Origin of the sequence: Cyclobacterium sp. (assembly GCF_014762705.1) — a bacterium.
In the GTDB taxonomy this organism is placed as follows: Bacteria; Bacteroidota; Bacteroidia; order Cytophagales; family Cyclobacteriaceae; genus Cyclobacterium.
In genome coordinates this window covers 43,067-60,616 of the sequence record NZ_JABURL010000023.1, presented here as the reverse complement: position 1 = coordinate 60,616, position 17,550 = coordinate 43,067, and the positions used below count along the sequence as shown (strand labels likewise).

The window sequence follows — 17,550 nt, the reverse complement described above, 5'->3', positions numbered from 1 at the left end:
GGGTTTTATTTACTTTCTTTTTCAGTGATCCATATGGCATCTTCAGGATAACCCTGAGACTGCCATTCTACACTTACATATTGGCTTTCAAGGGTATTGACCTGCCTCCCATAGTAATTAGGCCTGATCGGAAAATCCCTGGTATATTTTCTATCAATCAATACCATTAACTCTACCTTTAGTGGCCTGCCGTATGCAATCATGGCATCCATTGCGGCCCTAACGGATCTTCCTTTATACAATACATCATCTACCAAAATTACTTTCTTGTTTTCAATCAAAAAATCTATCCTGGTTTCGTTGGCCTTTAGGGGAAGGTCCCTGCGCCTGAAATCATCCCTATGGAAAGTTGCATCTAAATATCCATATTTCAGGTTCAATTGGCGGATTTCCCGCATGCGCTGAACGATCCTGTCCAACACCATGGCTCCTCTGGGCTGAAGACCTAAAAGCACCGTATTATCAAAATCATCATGGTTTTCGATCAATTGGTGACAAAACCTGCTGATGATAATGGATATCTGGGTCTGATCAAGAACAAGTCTTTTTTGCATGATTTAACTTTGAGGCAAATATATAAATAATTTGTTTGGGCAAAACCGACCTAAATGAAATCATCGACTTTTATTTTAGTGAAAAAATTAACCTCCCTGCTTGTTGCTTTTCCATCCTTGTCCTGATAGCGGATCCGCTGCTTTCCGCTCAATAAATAATAGTTGTCATACCACCAAAGCAGTTGAAGACTGTCTTCTCTGGTATCAGCAATCCTTTCATTCTCATTGATGAGTTCTATTTCAAAGGGTTCATTCTCCATGACGACTTCCCCTCTTTTTATTTGGCTGAGGAGGATTTCCGTTTCATCCAAATACATGTAAAAGAGGTTATCCCCACTAAAACTCATTTCACCAAACTTAACCGGCTGACTTTTACTGGCATTGTCCAGGTTTAGGGAATTGTCCCAAATGATGTTTCCATCCTCATCCAATAAAATGAATTGTGCTGCCAAATATTTGTACTGATTTGTTACCTGGTTGCTTCTGAATCTGGGATCCATCCACAATGGGTTGTACATGCCTCCGTAGCCACCCATCATGGGGTTTAAACGATAAAAGTTACTGGCATACATGCCATCCCTGGGTACATACCGGGAAGTTGAAGAAATGAAATGATCGTTGTAAATCAAATAATACCCATTTGAAGCATTGATTTCCCTGGTCACCACTACATTACTGATGGGGATATTTTTTCCCCGGTTGAGTCTTCTTTCAACTTTTCTCAACCTCCTTTCCCTGGTCTTTTCTGGTAAATAATTATAAAAATTTTCAAAATCAGAAACAGAATAAAACTTGTTTTCATATTCCCCAAACTGATTGATTTTGGAAAAATACAAGCCCTGATAAGCTTCCTTCCTTCTTAGGCCATATGGGCCAATAAGGGCCTGCTTGTAGTTATAGGAGGATGTAAGTAACCCTTCAACTATTTCCATAGAAGGATCCTTAAGATCATCTATTTTGACTTCTCTCAATTTGTTGCCATTGGTGTCGAAAGTGAGAATGGATACAATTTTTTTCTTGTAAAAATCCCGTCTGCTCACTACCACATCAAATACGTTGAGGTCAGGGTCTTTTCTCATCTGTAAAATTTTAGCATCCTTTTCAAAAAGACCGGGAACTGTGACCACCTCCTTACTGGGAATATCCAAAATCTGTATCACCGGCCTGAAATCATACTTACCCATGAAAACGGCTTTTTTATTGAATACCAAAAAATCCTGAAGCTCCATTTCCAAAATACTGGTGAGCAACATTTTATTCACCGCATGATTTTTTAGATTAATTTCAAAAATGGCTTTTTCAGGATTATACTGGGAACCCTTATTGAACAAAACATAAAGAAAATCCTCATCCAAATCAAAACCCAACAATTCATAAAAATCCTCCAACTCAATTTCCCTGGCAGAATCACCTTCTAGCTGGAAGTCAGACGTCAGGTATTCAAAAATATTTTTTGTACCATAAGCAGTTTCAGACTTCATCCTAAATGCTACCATTCCCTGCTCCCTTGGCAGCACAAAGAAATCGTCCTCTGACCATTTGGTTTCAACCTCCATTCTTTGGGTAAATTGAACCTGACTGAAAGCAGCAACGAAAAAGAAGAATAGGGCCAAAGACAATACCAAGGTTTTGTTAATCATATTTGGAGCGTTTTAATGATTTTTTTTATACCGATTTATAGGGAAAGGCCAGCAATGCCTCAACAGACTATTTCCCATTACCAGGAAATAACCCTTGAATAATTTAGGGGAAAATAATCGACCAACGGGAATACCGAAACCGATAATTGGTGTTTTCCACAACAGTCCATTAATTCCATCCTGACCTGAAAAGGAAGACCGGAAAATTTGCGACGATTTTGAGCCGATATTCCCCATCTTATCAGGACAAACAATATTTCAAGTGGCTAAATTCATTTGATTAAGTAAATTCCCCCCGGCATTCCTCTTTCCAGCCTGACCTCTTTCCTTTTTTTTACCAATTGAATACCAATCTTTACCTATTTTATCTTTTCCGGGGATTATTCTAAGTTTGCGCATTGCCTGCATAAGATAAGGCGAATGATTTTATTTTAAAACAAATATTATGGACATTTGTCGTGTATTCACAAGATCGTAACCTACCTTGGATAACAAAAAAATTGTAAGTGTTTTAAAACAGACCATGCAGCTCATGGAGTTGCATGAAGAAAATGCTTTTAAAATAAGGGGCTACCAATCGGCCATCAATAGTATTGAGCGAGAAGGCAAACCTTTAGCTGACCTTGACACGAACCAACTTCAGGAATTTCCCGGGATTGGAAAAAGCCTTGCAGAAACCATTGAGAGCATCCGGCAATCCGGCACCCACCCTCAATTAGAAAAACTCCTGAAAGAAACTCCCAATGGCATCCTTGAAATAATGGAAATCAAGGGACTGGGTCCCAAAAAAATCAAAATTCTTTGGAAAGAGCTGGAAATCACCTCCACCCATGAACTCATGGAAGCCTGCCAGTCCGGACAGGTGGCAAAAATCAAAGGTTTTGGCGAAAAAACTCAGGAAAGCATCATTCAGGCATTAGAATATAAGGCTTCGAATAAGGGCAAATGGTTATATGCGGATATAGAGGCCATTGCTGAAGACCTGCAAAAATTAATGGAAAAGATTGCGGACAAGGAATGGGTTGCGGCAGTAGGCCCCTATGGAAGGATGTCTGAAATCGTGGATGGTATTTCATTCCTGATTGGAACGGATCAGATGGAATCTGCATTAAAAAAAATCGCTGCCTTTGAGGGATTGGCGGAGGAGCCCCTATTGTCAAGCCCCTACAGGTGGCACGGGCATTGGAAGGAAGATAACATACCTGTGACCATTTTTTTGACCGAAAAGGCAAACTTTCTGCGGCAAAAATTGCTTAAGACTTCCAGTCCGGAACATTTGCTGACTCCGGTGGAGGATGGTCATTCCCTTGGGCAACATTTTTACCAATCAAGCTATGCTACCGAGGAGGATGCCTATGAGAAGGCGGGTTTTCCGTATATCCCCCCTTCCTTGCGGGAAGGAAACGGGGAGCTTGATTGGATAAAGTCTCATTCTATTGGTGAATTATTGACCGAAAATGACCTTACAGGCCCCCTTCATAATCATTCTACCTACAGTGATGGCAGGCATAGCTTGATGGAAATGGCCGAATTCTGCAAGGAAGCGGGTTATGGCTATCTGGGAATTGCAGACCACAGCAAATCTGCATTCTATGCGAACGGCCTGGATGAAGATAGAATTTTACAGCAACATAAGGAGATTGATACTATCAATGAAACCCTTGCCCCCTTCCGCATTTTCAAGGGAATCGAAAGTGATATTCTTATCGATGGGAACCTGGATTATTCTCCTGATGTACTGGCTTCGTTTGACTATATCGTGGCTTCCATCCACTCGGGCCTGAACATGGATATAAAAAAAGCCACTGCCAGACTGGTAAAGGCGATTCAAAATCCATATACGACCATCCTGGGACACCCCACCGGGAGGCTATTGCTTCGCCGGGAAGGTTACCCCATTGATCATCGGGCTGTGATTGATGCCTGTGCCGAACACGAAGTAGTGATTGAAATCAATGCCAACCCCTGGCGACTGGACCTGGACTGGCGTTGGGTGAGGTATGCCATGGAAAAGGGAGTAATGCTGTCCATAAACCCAGATGCACATGAGAAAAAAGGGGTTGCCGATATGAAATATGGGGTGATCACAGGTAGAAAAGGAGGCCTTACAAAAACCATGACACTGAACACAAAAACCACGGAGGAGCTGTCTCAATATTTTGAAAACCGAAAAAGAAAAATCCAATGAACTGGAAAGAAATGAACGTAGATAGCCTGCTTCAAAAATCCTTTCTTTTTGGGTTAGCCGGTATAGTCTGTTGCATGGTCCCCTTGGTTGTAATTGCCATGCAATGGAATGTAATCGCTTATAACAACCTTTTTACTGGACTTGGTCTGGCTTTACAATTGTTTGGACTAAGTTTATCTGTACTTGTATTAAGGAGACGGAACATAGGTGAAATACAAAAAGAAAAGGCTAAAAAAATGGTTTTGGTACTTGCAGTGGCCTTGCTGTTCTTTATTTTGGTGTGATGAAATCGACACGATTAAAATCATCATTAAACACACAGGGCAATGATTATTTTAAACGTCAAAGATTCCATGTGGCCTATTAAAAGCAAATTATAAACACATGAAAAAAAAAATTTCACCATGCCCATCTACTTGATCTGTTGTTTTTTGGTCCTTGGCTGTGGGGAAAATTCCGTGGATATTGAATGGAAAGAAGGAGATATCCTATTCCAAAATGGGGATTGCGGAGATTTTTGTACTGCCATCAGAAAAGTCACCACTGCCTATGAGGGCCGGCAGTTTTCTCACAATGGGCTACTTTTAAAAGAAAAAGGTCAATGGATGGTAATCGAGGCCATCCGGGAGGGAGTAAGTCTGACTCCCCTGGACACCTTTTTATACCGCCACACAACACCATCAGGAAATCCAAGCGTGCACGTGGGCAGGTTAAAAAGCCCCTACAGAAAATTAATTCCTGTAGCCCTAAAGCATGCCAAATCATTGATAGGCAAACCTTATGACATGGCATTTGACATGGAAAATGATGCGTATTATTGTTCGGAACTGATTCATTTGGCCTTTAAAAAAGCCAATAGGGGAAAAGGGATATTCCAAACCCCGCCCATGACCTATAATGATCCTGAAACAGGACAGGTATTCCCTGTTTGGAAAAAGCATTTTGAAGATTTATCCCTGCCTGTTCCCGAGGGAGAGCCCGGACTTAATCCGGGCGGCATGACCCGGGATTCGGCAATCGAAATGATATCTAATTTAGAATCCCCTTAAGTAAGATTTTTCGAAAATGTTGGAGTAAATTCTTTAAAACCTTAACTTGAACCTAAGAGCAAACAATTTTCAATCTAGCCCAGTATGAACCGAAGATCCTCATTTAAAAAAATATTGTCTGTAGCAGCAGCAGGGTTTGTAAGCCCAGAAATCCTTGCTTCCAACCAGTTTTCATTAACAAATAATAAAGCTGCGACTTCAGGCCCGCTTTATCTTTTTACAAAAGTCCTTCAATGGCTGCCGCTTGGCGAAATACCGGAAACTGTTAAATCCTTGGGTTTTGATGGGATTGACCTGCCTGTGCGGAAAAATGGTTTTTTCGATAAAGATGAAATCAAGAGCAAGTTACCTGGTATAGTCAGTGCCAGTGAAAACCTTAAACTCAGCAGGCCGGTCCTTACCACAGACATGAATGTCTACCAAATGAATGAGATGGATGAGTTTTTGAGGATGCTGGCAGGGGAAGGGATCAGGGATTATAGAATGGGATACCTTTCCTTCACTTCAAAAGACATCCTTGAAGAACTGAAGACCCTGAATGTTTCCATGCGAAAATTGGCTGATTTACATGAAAAGCATGGCGTTAATGGTCATTACCAAAACCATGCCGGCAAAAGAGTGGGTGGCTCTGTATGGGAAATCCACCACCTGCTGGATGGTATTCAGCCCGAGCATATTGGAATTCAATTTGACTTGCGACACGCTACCGTTGAAGGATATCAGTCTCATGAAAACGCCTACCGGCTGATTGCTGATAAAATCCGAAGTTTCGATCTGAAAGATTTTGTCTGGGGAAACCCGGAAGGAAAAGGCGACAAACCTGTGAATGTACCCATGGGTGAAGGGCATGTCAATTTTAACTTACTTAAAGACCATCCTGGTTTCAAGGGAAACCTTCCCAAAATCCTTCATGTAGAATACGACCTGGGAGGTGCAGAACATGGAAACAGCAAACCCACCGCGTCAAAATCAACCATCCTATCTGCCATTAAAAAAGATGTTGACGTATGCCTTTCCCTGATGTCCTGAGCCGCAATTTAGCTCAGTGCTTTGTTCAGTAATGTTTTTGCTTCCGGGGAATGCGGCATGGATAAAGCTTTTTCTTTCCCTTTAACAGACATTTTGTTCCAGGTTTTTTGGAGTATTCCCACAAGCTTTGGTTCCTCATGTTCATGTTTATGGATAAACTCCTTAAAATAAAACTTCAAAAAAACCAGGCAAATCACATCCTCCAATGCCTGTGTTTCAGGGTCGGTTTTTAACCTTCTTTTGTTTAACAAGTCATCTACTTTTTTTATATCCTCTTCGGTATAACCATTTTGCTCCATGATTTTCCCGGCCATTTCTCCATGGAACTGCTTGAGCTTGGTTCTCCAGAGCAGGTATCCTTTTCTGTCCATGGGGTAATCCTCCCTGGGAATAGCCCATCGCTTGATGTGCTGGCATCTGGCAGCCAGGCGAAGTAATTCATCCGAATCCGGGTAGGTTTCCATCAACATTTCAGACATCCGGATACCATATATCAGTTCTTTGGGAAAGGATTGTCCATTTACCAATTCCTTATTGGGGTCCTCTCTATTAATGGCATCAAAGTCTTCAAGGGTCTTTTTAAACCTGGCTTCCGTGCTTTTACTCATAGTTTTTGTTGTTTTCATAATAAATGTAGTAAAATAAATTGAAATAGTGCACCCCGTCTCTTGACTCACGTTTTCGAACACTGGATGGGGCTACGGAATTCAAGCCATTTTTCAAGCTCAAAACCGAGCCCCAGGATCCTGTATGGTGCTTTCCTCCCTCCCCTAAACATTGAAGAGCAGGTTAAATCGGACTTTCCCGTGCATCTTTAAGAAATTTGTTTAATTTTGCACCAATTTAGCCAAATGTAAACCACTTGAAAAAACCTCAGCATGCCAAAAGACAGTAGCATCAAACATGTTCTTATCATCGGAAGCGGCCCAATAATCATCGGACAGGCCTGTGAATTTGACTATGCAGGATCACAAGCTGCCAGATCCCTAAGGGAAGAAGGCATAATAGTAACCCTGATCAATTCAAATCCTGCCACCATCATGACCGATCCGGTAACGGCAGACAATGTTTATCTGTTGCCACTTGAAAAAAAATCCATTGTACAAATCTTAAAGGAGCATCCGGACATAGACTGTGTGCTGCCTACTATGGGAGGTCAGACCGCTCTAAACCTGGCCATTGATTGTGACAAAGCAGGTATTTGGGAAAGATTCAACACCAGAATGATTGGTGTGGACATTGATGCCATTGACACTGCAGAAAACCGGGAAAAATTTAAAGCCCTGTTGGGCAAACTCGATATCAATGTCTGTATAGGGAGAACAGCTACTTCATTTTTGCAAGGTAAAGAGATTGCACAGGAAATTGGGTTTCCGTTGGTTATTCGACCTTCCTATACATTGGGAGGAACCGGCGGAGGTTTTGTAGACGGGCCGGATAGTTTCGAGGAGGCACTGAGTGCAGGATTAAAGGCCTCCCCTACCCATGAGGTACTTGTAGAACAAAGCATTTTGGGCTGGAAGGAATATGAGCTTGAGGTACTGCGTGACAATATTGGCAATATGGTCGTCATCTGTTCCATTGAGAACTTTGACCCCATGGGGGTGCATACAGGGGACTCCATTACAGTAGCCCCGGCCATGACGCTTCCCGATACGGTTTATCAAAAAATGAGAAACATGGCCATCCGCATGATGAATGGCATAGGGAATTTTGCAGGTGGATGTAATGTGCAATTTGCAGTAAGCCCCGATAACCAAACCATTATTGGTGTAGAGATCAACCCAAGGGTATCCCGATCATCTGCTTTGGCTTCTAAGGCAACCGGATACCCTATTGCCAAGGTTGCTGCCAAGCTAGCTGTAGGTTATAACCTGGACGAGCTGAAAAACAGTATCACAGGCAACACCTCTGCCTATTTTGAGCCTGCCATAGATTATGTAATCGTCAAAATCCCAAGATGGAACTTTGATAAATTTAAAGGTTCCAACCGGAAGCTCGGACTTTCCATGAAGGCTGTTGGAGAAGTCATGGGGATTGGCAGGAATTTTCAGGAAGCCCTGCAAAAGGCCTGTCAATCTCTTGAAATCAAGAGGAATGGACTTGGTGCAGATGGCAAAGAGCTCAAAAATCAGGATGAAATATTGTACAGTCTGGCCAACCCCAGTTGGAACAGGTTGTTTCATATTTACGATGCCTTCAAATTGGGGATCTCATTCCGGACCATACAAGACCTGACCAAAATCGATAAATGGTTCCTCAAACAAATTGAAGAATTGGTCCATTTGGACATTACCCTGGCAAAAGAAACCCTTCAAAGCATCAGTTTTGATCTGATGAAAAAAGCCAAACACAAGGGATATGCCGATCGACAAATTGCCCATCTGTTGGGATGCCTTGAAAGCGAGGTATTTTACAAAAGAAGAGATGAAATGGGAATTAAAAGGGTATTCAAATTAGTGGATACCTGTGCCGCCGAATTTGAGGCCAAAACCCCCTACTTCTATTCCAGTTTTGGAGATGAAAATGAATCTCCGGTATCTGACAGGAAAAAAGTGGTGGTTTTAGGCTCTGGCCCAAACCGCGTTGGTCAGGGTATTGAATTTGATTATTCCTGTGTACATGGCGTTTTAGCCGCGAAGGAATGTGGATATGAGACCATCATGATCAATTGTAATCCCGAGACGGTTTCTACTGATTTTGACGTTGCGGATAAACTTTATTTTGAGCCCGTCTTTTGGGAGCACATTTATGAAATTATCCTGCATGAAAACCCAATCGGAGTAATTGTGCAGCTGGGTGGTCAAACGGCATTGAAATTGGCCGAAAAGCTGGATAAGTACAATATACCTATTTTGGGAACCAGCTTCAAGGCTCTGGACCTGGCTGAAGACAGGGGTAGATTTTCCAACTTACTTAAAGAAAATGACATTCCCTATCCTGAATTTGGCACCATACACAGTACAGATGAGGCACTGGAGCTCTGTAAGACCATAGGCTTTCCCCTTCTCGTAAGGCCTTCCTATGTACTTGGCGGGCAGGGAATGAAAATCGTAATCAACGAGAAGGAACTGGAACAACATGTGGTAGATGTACTTCGGGACATTCCTAACAATGAAATTCTACTGGATCACTTTCTGGAAGGTGCCATAGAGGCTGAAGCAGATGCCATTTGTGATGGTGAGCATGTTTATATCATCGGGATCATGCAACACATAGAGCCCGCAGGCATCCATTCAGGAGATTCCTATGCTGTTCTACCTCCTTACAATCTGGGGGACCTTGTAATCCGCCAAATAGAGACATACACTGAAAAAATCGCTCTTGCACTGCAAACCAAGGGACTGATCAACATTCAGTTTGCCATCAAAAACGATAAGGTCTATATCATCGAAGCCAACCCAAGAGCTTCCAGAACTGTGCCTTTTATCTGTAAAGCGTATCAGGAGCCCTATGTCAATTTTGCCACCAAAGTGATGCTTGGAGAAAAGAAAGTCAGAGACTTCAATTTTGCGCCAGTCAAAAAAGGTTATGCCATTAAAGAACCTGTATTTTCTTTTCACAAATTTCCCAATGTCAATAAAGAATTGGGACCTGAAATGAAATCTACAGGAGAAGCTATTTACTTTATTGATGACTTAATGGACGATTATTTTCTTAAAATCTTTGCTGAAAGAAATCTTTACCTTAGTAGGTAAACCTGGTTTTATTTTCAATTCCCGGCCCTTTTAAACAGGGCCGGGCTATTTTTTACCTTTTTGTTTTGCAGGTTACAGATTGGTTTTTATATAATTTTTCCCTTAATATTGAATGGAAAAAAGGAATTATCCGTTAAAAAAATAGGTTGATGTTTAACTATTGGTCGGATTTCGTGCATTTTCAAAATTGGTCATCATGATTTTAAAAATAATAATCTTCTTTATTGCTTTGGGTTGGATCTTTTCAAGTTTGCTACGGTACTTTTTGAATAGCAAACTAAAGAAGTTTGCCGATCAGGTTCAGGAAGCTCAAAGGGAAGAGGCCAGAAAAAAAAATAAACCCAAAGATGGAAATGTAAATGTTGATTTTGTACCTGGGAAAGGCAAAAAAGGCACTTCCGGAAATATTTCTGGAGGAGATTATATTGACTATGAAGAAGTTAAGGACTAACCGTCTCGGGAAATAAAAAAAATATATTCATCCTTCCTCAATTTCTTTACCGGAAATTTTTATAGATTTAGGCTATATTCTGAGAAATGAGGCCTTTTATTGCCATATCGCTGTTATTTTGTTTCATAGTCTATCATTTTGGGTACCATGTATTTCACAAGGTATACCAATACAAGATAGAAAAGGATTGGACTGAAAGGGTGTATCAGGAAGACTTCTCCAATAAGAAGGTCATGAAAATCCCCATGAAACTCCCCTATTCCTTTGATGAGGAAGGTTTTCAGCTGACCAACATTCCTTTTACCAAAGACGGTAAAGCCTACAGGGCCATACAAAAACGTTTTAAAGATGACACCTTTGAATTGGTATATGTTCCCGATATGGCCAAAATCAAATTGGAAATCAATACCAAGCAATGGATCCTTACAATCCTACCTGAAAACAGTTCTGACTCTCAAAATGACCAGGTCATTTCACAAACTTCCTTAAAAGATTACATTAAACCACTTTTTCAATTTGTCTTTTCAAAACCATCAGTCAACAGGATGAATTGGAATAGTTTTTTCACCTGTTTTTGGCTGGAAACCCTGATCCCCTTTCCAAGTCCACCTCCCAGATTGGTTTAAAGCACCAGGGAAACCTGCGCGAATTTTTCCTTAAAAAAAATTCGTGATTTCCCTCCTCTTGTTTCCATAAACAACAAAAACCAAAGGTCAACCATCTTGCAATAATCAGGAATGCAATTTTGGCTCCACCCCAATATTGATGGGGGAAGCATTGCTTCATTCCACCTGAAACAATTTCAGACATGGAAACTGGTTCCTGAAAGGGTCTGATAATTTGCGTAAAAAATGAATTTTCAGTTTTTGGAGGAAATCTCTATACTAACAACACCTGTTAGATATAAGGAGAATTTCTTTTCAAATCAAGCTTGAAGTGGCCCCGTAAGTGATGGACAAAATAGAGGAAAGCCAATTAACCAATCAAAAACAATCAAGAAAATACCCGACCAATGAAAAATATATACATAAAAAGTTTATTACTTGTATTGCTAGCAAGTATAATAATGGAAAACCACATCAAGGCCCAGGGATGTGTAGCCATAAGGCAATTTTCTGGAGTGGGAAATGCCCTGAATCAGGGGGAGCTCCTTCAAAAGGGTGACTGGAATTTTGTCACCAACTACCGGTATTTCAGGTCTTTCAGGCATTTTAAGGGGACACACGAGGAGCCTGACAGGGTAGCCAATCATACAGAGGTAATCAACTGGTCACATGCCGTGGATTTTAATATCAGCTATGCCTTCAATAACCAATTATATGGTGCGATTTCACTTCCATTTGTTTACAATGAAAGGAGCTCTCTGTACGAGCATGGCCGGACTGAAAGACACGTTAGTTTTTCTCAGGGAATAGCAGACATGAGATTGGGGTTGGGCTACTGGCTATTTAAGGGGGATAGGGCCAAAAATGGCAATATGGCATTTGGTCTCAATTTAAAACTCCCCACTGGGAATTATGACGCCCGTAGCACTTTCTTCAATGTCGGTCCGGAAGGAGCGCCTGAAAGTCGACCCGTGGATCAGTCCATACAGCCCGGGGATGGAGGAGTCGGGCTAATCGTCGATATGCAGGGATTGCGTTTCCTGGGAAAGGAATTTGTCTTTTTTTACGATGGTTTTTACCTGATCAATCCCAGAGAAACCAATGGGACCAGAACTTTTCGTGAAACATTAAGTCCAATCTTATCCAACGAGTCGATAATGGCAGTACCAGACCAGTTCGCTTTAAGAGCAGGAGTTTTCAAATCCCTGTTTGTACACGGCCTGGGTCTTTCTCTTGGAGGAAGGATTGAGGGCATCCCTGTAAGAGACTTAATCGGAGGAAATGAAGGCTTTAGAAGGCCCGGGTATGTGATATCCTTCGAGCCAGGTATCAGTTACATGATCAATAATTTCACCATTAACGTCAATGTGCCGGTAGCATTGCACCGCAACCGAACCAGAAGTGTGACGGATATAGCGGCCAGCACCCCTGACAATTACCGCCATGGGGATGCTGCATTTGCAGATTACCTGTTGAATGTAGGTCTGGCCTGGAGAATCGTCAAAAAAGAAACGCCGGTTTTCAATGAATTTTAATCATTTTCCCGCCCTGATTGATAGGGCGGGAATTTTATCTCCCCCCATTGGCCCGAAGGTCATTCCTGCAATTCTCATCCAGTTCGGGCACGGAATTCTGCATAAAATTGAGTACGTTACTGGTTTCTACAGCCCAATACATCAAACAATCCGCATTGTCACAATGGAACTCCCGATCTTGATCAGTATCTTCATGGGGCGTAACCATTTCAGTACCTATGTTTACCAAACCTAAAAGGTGTCCCAATTCATGCAGTGCAACGGTAGCCTCCAGGTTTCCTCTGCCAGGTTTTCTGAATCCACCAGAATTTTCGGCGATTCTTCTCCCGAAAAGGACCATACTGGTATTCCGGTAAGCCGCCCCTATGGTAAAGTATTCCTCTTCATTTTGCATATAAAACCCATCTACCACCAATAAAAATACAGATACCGTATTGCCATCATTATAGCTCTCCCTGTAGCGGTTTTCCAATTCGGCAATTTTATCGGTTGTATAAAATTCCTCCCCCTCTGCTGGTATCTCCCTTTCAGTAACCCGGATGCCTTCAGGTTTCAAGGTAAGCTCCTGAAGGAAATCCGTCATCTCGCTAACCATAAAACTGGTTGGTTTGAAGCCCTCCATATATACAATTTCCAATTCCAAGGCAGTAAACCGGTCGTCAGAAAGTAAAAAATTAGCAGATTTGCCCACATCCCACCTGGAGGCTCCTATTCCTACAAAAGGGTCCTCTCTAATTGGTTCTTCACATCCCTGAAAAAGGATAGCCAAAAAAGCGAATAGTATTAATTTATTTCGTATAAATTTCATCTGTTTATAATTTGATCTTTAATGATCAGATAACTCGTTTCTACTTTCAGGAGAATATCGCCATGATAATCATCCCGCTATGTGACGCTTTCGTCATGCCTGTCAGCTCCAGGCGGGCTGGATTTCATACAATAAAAATATGGCCAGAAGATGAACATTTCATGTGTTTATAATTTGCTTTTAATAGGCCACATGGCTGCCTGTCGACAGACAGGGAATCTTTGACGATTAAAATAATCATTGCCCTGTGTGTTTAATGATTTTTTTAATCGTGTCGATTTCATCTGGCAAAATTAAACCTGTCTTTTGGAACGGCAAAACCTTTAAGAGCCGTACATGGTTTTCAAAAAGAAATGATTTTTCCCCAATGTACCCGGACCAAAAGAAATAGACCACAAAAAATCAACATTAAAATATACTATTTTAAGTTAAAAAATGTTTAAAAAGTAAATGTTTCACGTTTTCATTTTAAACTCCAGCACATGAAAAAATTATTTGTAGTTTTATTTCTTTTGGGCTTTGGACAATTAAATGCCCAGGTTTTATCTATCGGTCCAAAATTTGGCGTCTCTCAGGGTGACGTTAAGGTAATGGATGGGTTTAAGGGTGAAGATTCTAAAATGGGTTATCACGTAGGTGCCTTTGCCAGGATCAATTTGCCTGTTATTTTCTTGCAACCGGAAGTTTTGTACACCAATACTGGCGGATCATTCTCTGACAACACCTTCAATTATGATGTCAATTTTGACCGATTGGATGTTCCTTTAATGGTCGGGATGAAGTTAGGTGGGCTTTTCAGGATTCAGGCAGGACCTGTAGCCAGTTATTTGATCAATGGAGACATGACTGCCGACAATGGGACAAGGCAAAAAATCATTCCCCCCAAGGAGGAATTTACCTTTGGATATCAGGCAGGGGTAGGTCTGGATATTGGGAATTTTTTGATGGATTTAAAATATGAAGGAGGGCTGACAAACGCTGTCAATAATTTTGGCCAGGTCCCTACCGACCAAAGACAAAACCAACTTATACTTTCCCTGGGATTCAATCTCTTTTAATCATTTAAGCTGACCAAGTCCACCTTAACATTGAATCAATGTTAAGGTGGATTTCTTTTATTTAGGCCATTTTCCTGACTTCCACATCTTTTGTCAGACTTTTCCTGGCCAAAATGATCAAAGCAAAGGAAAGCACAAAAAGAATGGTCGCTATAATAGAAAGGACATAAGCATCTTTCTGAAAATTCTGCCAGGCAAACAAACCCAGGGAACTAAGGGTGACAGTAAACATGAAAAACATGGGGATGGTAACAAAGGTGGGGTTGATTTTTTTCTTGATCAACCAAACGGAAATGGTCAACAATGCCAGTGCAGCCAGGAGTTGATTGGCAGATCCAAATATGGGCCATAGGGTTGTGAACCCCCCACTTCCCAAAAGCAAAACAGAAAGCACTACCACTACACTCGTAGATAGATACCTGTTTTGGGATAATTTCTTTCCTATGGGTTGTTCCACATCCTCAAAATATTCCTGAAGGGTAAACCTGGCCAGTCTGGTACAGGTATCCAGTGTGGTCAAAGCAAAAGCAGACACGGTTAATGCCACAAAGCCTATGGCAAATGGTTCGGACACCCCCATAGCTGAAATGATATTCCCCAATCCATCGGCGAAAAGAGGAACAGGGCCTTCCTCCCCCAATCTGGACAAATAATCCGTCCTGCTCAGGACAACCACGGCTCCCACTGAAATAATGGCCAAAAATGATTCTATCAACATGCCACCAAACCCAACTATTTTGGCATCCCCTTCCTTGTCAATTTGCTTGGAAGTAGTGCCTGAGGCTACCAGGGAATGAAAACCACTTATGGCGCCACATGCTATGGTCACGAAAAGCACGGGAAACAAATAGCCAAGGTTTTCATCTGTTACATGAATTTCCGTATCCATTACTATGGTAGGATTGGCCACAAAGACCCCTACAATAGCTGCCAGAATCAAACCGTACAACAGAAAACTATTCAGGTAATCTCTGGGCTGCAGCAACATAGACACAGGGGTAACGGAAGCAATAAATGCATAAATCAACAGTATATAAACCCATGTTTGATAGTTCAACACGAAAGGAATTTGCATTCCCAGATAAACAAAATAATACATTACCGCAACACCAATAATGGTGGCTATTAAAAATGCACTTTTCCTATGTCCCGTGATTTTGGTAACAAACCCAAACACCACAGCCAACCCAATAAACAAAATGGAAGCCGAAGCCACACCTGGGTTGCTGATAAAGGTTTTGGCAATAATATCTGCAAATACGGCAATGATCAGGATCAGGGTCGAAAAGCTGAATAAAATAAACAACCTTTTCCCCTTTTTACCAATATTGTTTTGAATGATAACACCTATGGATTTCCCATCATTTCTCAGTGATGCCACCATACTTCCCAGGTCATGTACTGCCCCGAAAAATATCCCCCCTATCAAAATCCATATAACGGCAGGTATCCAGCCAAAAGTAATGGCTATGATAGGCCCAACTATAGGACCTGCACCCGCGATGGAGGCAAAATGGTGTCCGAGCACTACAATCGGCTTGCTGGGCACATAATCTACGCCATCGTTTAGCCGATGTGAGGGGGTGAGGTTATCATTATTGATTTTAAACTTTTTGAAAACATATTTTCCATAAATGAAATAAGCCCCGGTCAGAATGATGGCTGAAAAAACAAATAAATAGGTGAGTTGCATGGTCTGGTCTTAAGTTAATGTTTAAAGATAATGAGAAAATTGATTTCATTAGAAATAAACCCTAATTTAAAAAAATATCAGGTTTAGGCATAAGCCTCGCAGTTTAGCGAAGGGCATATTAAATTATCCAACCTTTCTAACAGCAGAATCATTAAATTTTAAAGCATGGAAAAAGAAAACATTATTTTTATTGGGGTAGCACTTGGATTGTTGGTATTCAGCCATATTTTTCTTTGGTTGTTATTTCCAAAACTGGCCAGGCTGATTTACAGACCTACCTCCGAAAAGGGAAAAAATGCCATGAGAAAATTTTCCACTGCATTAAAATGGGGACTCTTTTTTGCCGTATTCCCCATCATCGAACCTCTTTTTTCTCCACCTGATTTAAACCAATTTGGTAAGGAGCCTTTTTTTATAGTTCTTGCCATCATCACTTTTTCCTGGATCATTATTGAGCTTTCCAATGTATTGAGACATGCTTTTCTGGAGAACTTCAATTCAAATAAAGAGGACAATTTAAGAGAAAGGCGATTACTCACCCAGGTAGCCTTTGTCAGAAAGCTTTTTATTATAATAGTTGTTATCATTGCCTTTTCAGCCATATTGATGAATTTCGAATCCGCCCGCAAACTAGGTGCGGGCTTGTTGACTTCTGCCGGTATTGTAGGTATCATTGTTGGTTTGGCTGCACAAAAATCCATCGCCAATTTATTGGCAGGGTTTCAAATTGCTTTCACACAACCCATAAGAATTGATGATGTAGTGGTGGTAGAGGATGAATGGGGGAAAATTGAGGAGATCAACCTGACTTATGTAGTGGTCAGGATATGGGATCAGAGAAGGTTGGTGCTGCCTATCAACTATTTCATTGAAAAGCCATTCCAAAATTGGACCAGGACTACTGCTGATATCTGGGGGACAGTATTCATGTATGTAGACCATACCATTCCGGTAGAGGATTTAAAAATCAAGCTAAAAGAAATATTGGATGGCAGTTCCTTATGGGATAAAAAGGTGCAGGTACTTCAGGTAACCGATTACACAGAAAAAACAGTAGAAATCCGTTGCCTGATGAGTGCCAGGGACAGCCCTACTGCCTTTGATCTCAGGTGTTTGGTTAGAGAAAAAATGTTGGAATACCTCCAGCAGAATTACCCAGGGTCCCTGCCAAAATCCCGGGTTTTATTGTCCGGTGAGGAAGAAAAAAAATGACATGAAAAATTGTATTCGGAGCGAGAATAC

At 41.3% G+C, this 17,550-nt stretch carries 15 protein-coding genes; 10 read left to right on the top strand and 5 right to left on the bottom strand.

Annotated elements, in window-relative coordinates:
- Positions 1–5: 5 nt before the first annotated feature.
- Together pyrR and HUJ21_RS03280 are read right to left on the bottom strand one after the other, a co-directional pair.
- The gene (gene pyrR / locus HUJ21_RS03285) at positions 6–554 is read right to left on the bottom strand and encodes a bifunctional pyr operon transcriptional regulator/uracil phosphoribosyltransferase PyrR (protein ID WP_291367272.1); all 549 of its coding nucleotides are present in this window, start codon (positions 552–554) and stop codon (positions 6–8) included.
- Between the two features lie 50 nt (positions 555–604).
- Entirely contained in the window at positions 605–2,194 is a 1,590-nt protein-coding gene (locus tag HUJ21_RS03280) for a transcriptional regulator (protein WP_291367270.1), read from the bottom strand.
- A 484-nt stretch (positions 2,195–2,678) separates the two neighbouring features.
- Between HUJ21_RS03280 and HUJ21_RS03275 the strand changes: the two genes are divergently transcribed.
- From HUJ21_RS03275 to HUJ21_RS03260, 4 genes are all read left to right on the top strand, one after another.
- Positions 2,679–4,382, top strand: a complete 1,704-nt coding sequence (locus tag HUJ21_RS03275; protein WP_291367268.1) for a helix-hairpin-helix domain-containing protein — start codon at positions 2,679–2,681, stop codon at positions 4,380–4,382.
- Positions 4,379–4,666 carry a hypothetical protein gene (locus HUJ21_RS03270; protein WP_291367266.1) on the top strand — a complete coding sequence of 96 codons (288 nt, stop codon included), beginning with the start codon at positions 4,379–4,381 and terminating at the stop codon, positions 4,664–4,666. Before HUJ21_RS03275 ends, HUJ21_RS03270 begins: the two co-directional genes overlap by 4 nt.
- A 120-nt stretch (positions 4,667–4,786) precedes the next feature.
- On the top strand, positions 4,787–5,431 hold the full coding sequence (locus tag HUJ21_RS03265; RefSeq protein ID WP_291367263.1) for a YiiX/YebB-like N1pC/P60 family cysteine hydrolase: 645 nt from the start codon (positions 4,787–4,789) through the stop codon (positions 5,429–5,431).
- An 84-nt stretch (positions 5,432–5,515) separates the two neighbouring features.
- Positions 5,516–6,460 carry a TIM barrel protein gene (locus tag HUJ21_RS03260; protein ID WP_291367261.1) on the top strand — a complete coding sequence of 315 codons (945 nt, stop codon included), beginning with the start codon at positions 5,516–5,518 and terminating at the stop codon, positions 6,458–6,460.
- A gap of 8 nt (positions 6,461–6,468) precedes the next feature.
- On the opposite strand, the gene HUJ21_RS03255 is transcribed toward HUJ21_RS03260, so the two are convergent.
- Positions 6,469–7,068 (bottom strand): DUF4202 domain-containing protein, encoded by a 600-nt coding sequence (locus tag HUJ21_RS03255; protein ID WP_291367259.1) that lies wholly within the window; start codon positions 7,066–7,068, stop codon positions 6,469–6,471.
- Between the two features lie 270 nt (positions 7,069–7,338).
- Between HUJ21_RS03255 and carB the strand changes: the two genes are divergently transcribed.
- The 4 genes from carB to HUJ21_RS03235 all read left to right on the top strand — a co-directional run bounded on the left by carB (position 7,339) and on the right by HUJ21_RS03235 (position 12,749).
- Positions 7,339–10,158 carry a carbamoyl-phosphate synthase large subunit gene (gene carB / locus HUJ21_RS03250; RefSeq protein WP_291367257.1) on the top strand — a complete coding sequence of 940 codons (2,820 nt, stop codon included), beginning with the start codon at positions 7,339–7,341 and terminating at the stop codon, positions 10,156–10,158.
- 196 nt (positions 10,159–10,354) lie between these two features.
- Entirely contained in the window at positions 10,355–10,609 is a 255-nt protein-coding gene (locus HUJ21_RS03245; protein WP_291367255.1) for a DUF4834 domain-containing protein, read from the top strand.
- A gap of 86 nt (positions 10,610–10,695) precedes the next feature.
- Positions 10,696–11,235, top strand: a complete 540-nt coding sequence (locus tag HUJ21_RS03240; protein ID WP_291367253.1) for a hypothetical protein — start codon at positions 10,696–10,698, stop codon at positions 11,233–11,235.
- Positions 11,236–11,675: 440 nt separating this feature from the next.
- A complete protein-coding gene (locus HUJ21_RS03235; RefSeq protein WP_291367251.1) occupies positions 11,676–12,749 on the top strand; it encodes a hypothetical protein in 1,074 nt (357 codons plus the stop codon).
- A gap of 34 nt (positions 12,750–12,783) precedes the next feature.
- Here the strand turns inward: HUJ21_RS03235 and HUJ21_RS03230 are convergent, their stop codons facing one another.
- Positions 12,784–13,557, bottom strand: coding sequence for a hypothetical protein (locus HUJ21_RS03230; RefSeq protein WP_291367249.1), 774 nt, complete (start codon positions 13,555–13,557; stop codon positions 12,784–12,786).
- Between the two features lie 482 nt (positions 13,558–14,039).
- Here HUJ21_RS03230 and HUJ21_RS03225 point away from each other — a divergent pair, with 482 nt between their 5' ends.
- Positions 14,040–14,615: a porin family protein gene (locus HUJ21_RS03225; RefSeq protein ID WP_291367247.1), complete on the top strand. Its 576-nt coding sequence runs from the start codon at positions 14,040–14,042 to the stop codon at positions 14,613–14,615.
- Between the two features lie 61 nt (positions 14,616–14,676).
- Here HUJ21_RS03225 and HUJ21_RS03220 read toward each other — a convergent pair whose 3' ends face one another.
- Positions 14,677–16,308, bottom strand: a complete 1,632-nt coding sequence (locus tag HUJ21_RS03220; RefSeq protein ID WP_291367245.1) for a carbon starvation protein A — start codon at positions 16,306–16,308, stop codon at positions 14,677–14,679.
- Between the two features lie 165 nt (positions 16,309–16,473).
- On the opposite strand from HUJ21_RS03220, the gene HUJ21_RS03215 reads away from it, so the two are divergent.
- A complete protein-coding gene (locus tag HUJ21_RS03215) occupies positions 16,474–17,520 on the top strand; it encodes a mechanosensitive ion channel domain-containing protein (RefSeq protein WP_291367243.1) in 1,047 nt (348 codons plus the stop codon).
- Positions 17,521–17,550: the final 30 nt, after the last annotated feature.

Coding starts and splice junctions, on each gene's coding strand:
- HUJ21_RS03260 (WP_291367261.1), top strand. CDS start 5,516: ATGAACCGAAGATCCTCATTTAAAAAAATATTGTCTGTAGCAGCAGCA.
- HUJ21_RS03280 (WP_291367270.1), bottom strand. CDS start 2,194: ATGATTAACAAAACCTTGGTATTGTCTTTGGCCCTATTCTTCTTTTTC.
- pyrR (WP_291367272.1), bottom strand. CDS start 554: ATGCAAAAAAGACTTGTTCTTGATCAGACCCAGATATCCATTATCATC.
- HUJ21_RS03240 (WP_291367253.1), top strand. CDS start 10,696: ATGAGGCCTTTTATTGCCATATCGCTGTTATTTTGTTTCATAGTCTAT.
- HUJ21_RS03235 (WP_291367251.1), top strand. CDS start 11,676: ATGGAAAACCACATCAAGGCCCAGGGATGTGTAGCCATAAGGCAATTT.
- HUJ21_RS03220 (WP_291367245.1), bottom strand. CDS start 16,308: ATGCAACTCACCTATTTATTTGTTTTTTCAGCCATCATTCTGACCGGG.
- HUJ21_RS03245 (WP_291367255.1), top strand. CDS start 10,355: ATGATTTTAAAAATAATAATCTTCTTTATTGCTTTGGGTTGGATCTTT.
- HUJ21_RS03230 (WP_291367249.1), bottom strand. CDS start 13,557: ATGAAATTTATACGAAATAAATTAATACTATTCGCTTTTTTGGCTATC.
- HUJ21_RS03225 (WP_291367247.1), top strand. CDS start 14,040: ATGAAAAAATTATTTGTAGTTTTATTTCTTTTGGGCTTTGGACAATTA.
- HUJ21_RS03255 (WP_291367259.1), bottom strand. CDS start 7,068: ATGAGTAAAAGCACGGAAGCCAGGTTTAAAAAGACCCTTGAAGACTTT.
- HUJ21_RS03265 (WP_291367263.1), top strand. CDS start 4,787: ATGCCCATCTACTTGATCTGTTGTTTTTTGGTCCTTGGCTGTGGGGAA.
- carB (WP_291367257.1), top strand. CDS start 7,339: ATGCCAAAAGACAGTAGCATCAAACATGTTCTTATCATCGGAAGCGGC.
- HUJ21_RS03215 (WP_291367243.1), top strand. CDS start 16,474: ATGGAAAAAGAAAACATTATTTTTATTGGGGTAGCACTTGGATTGTTG.
- HUJ21_RS03270 (WP_291367266.1), top strand. CDS start 4,379: ATGAACTGGAAAGAAATGAACGTAGATAGCCTGCTTCAAAAATCCTTT.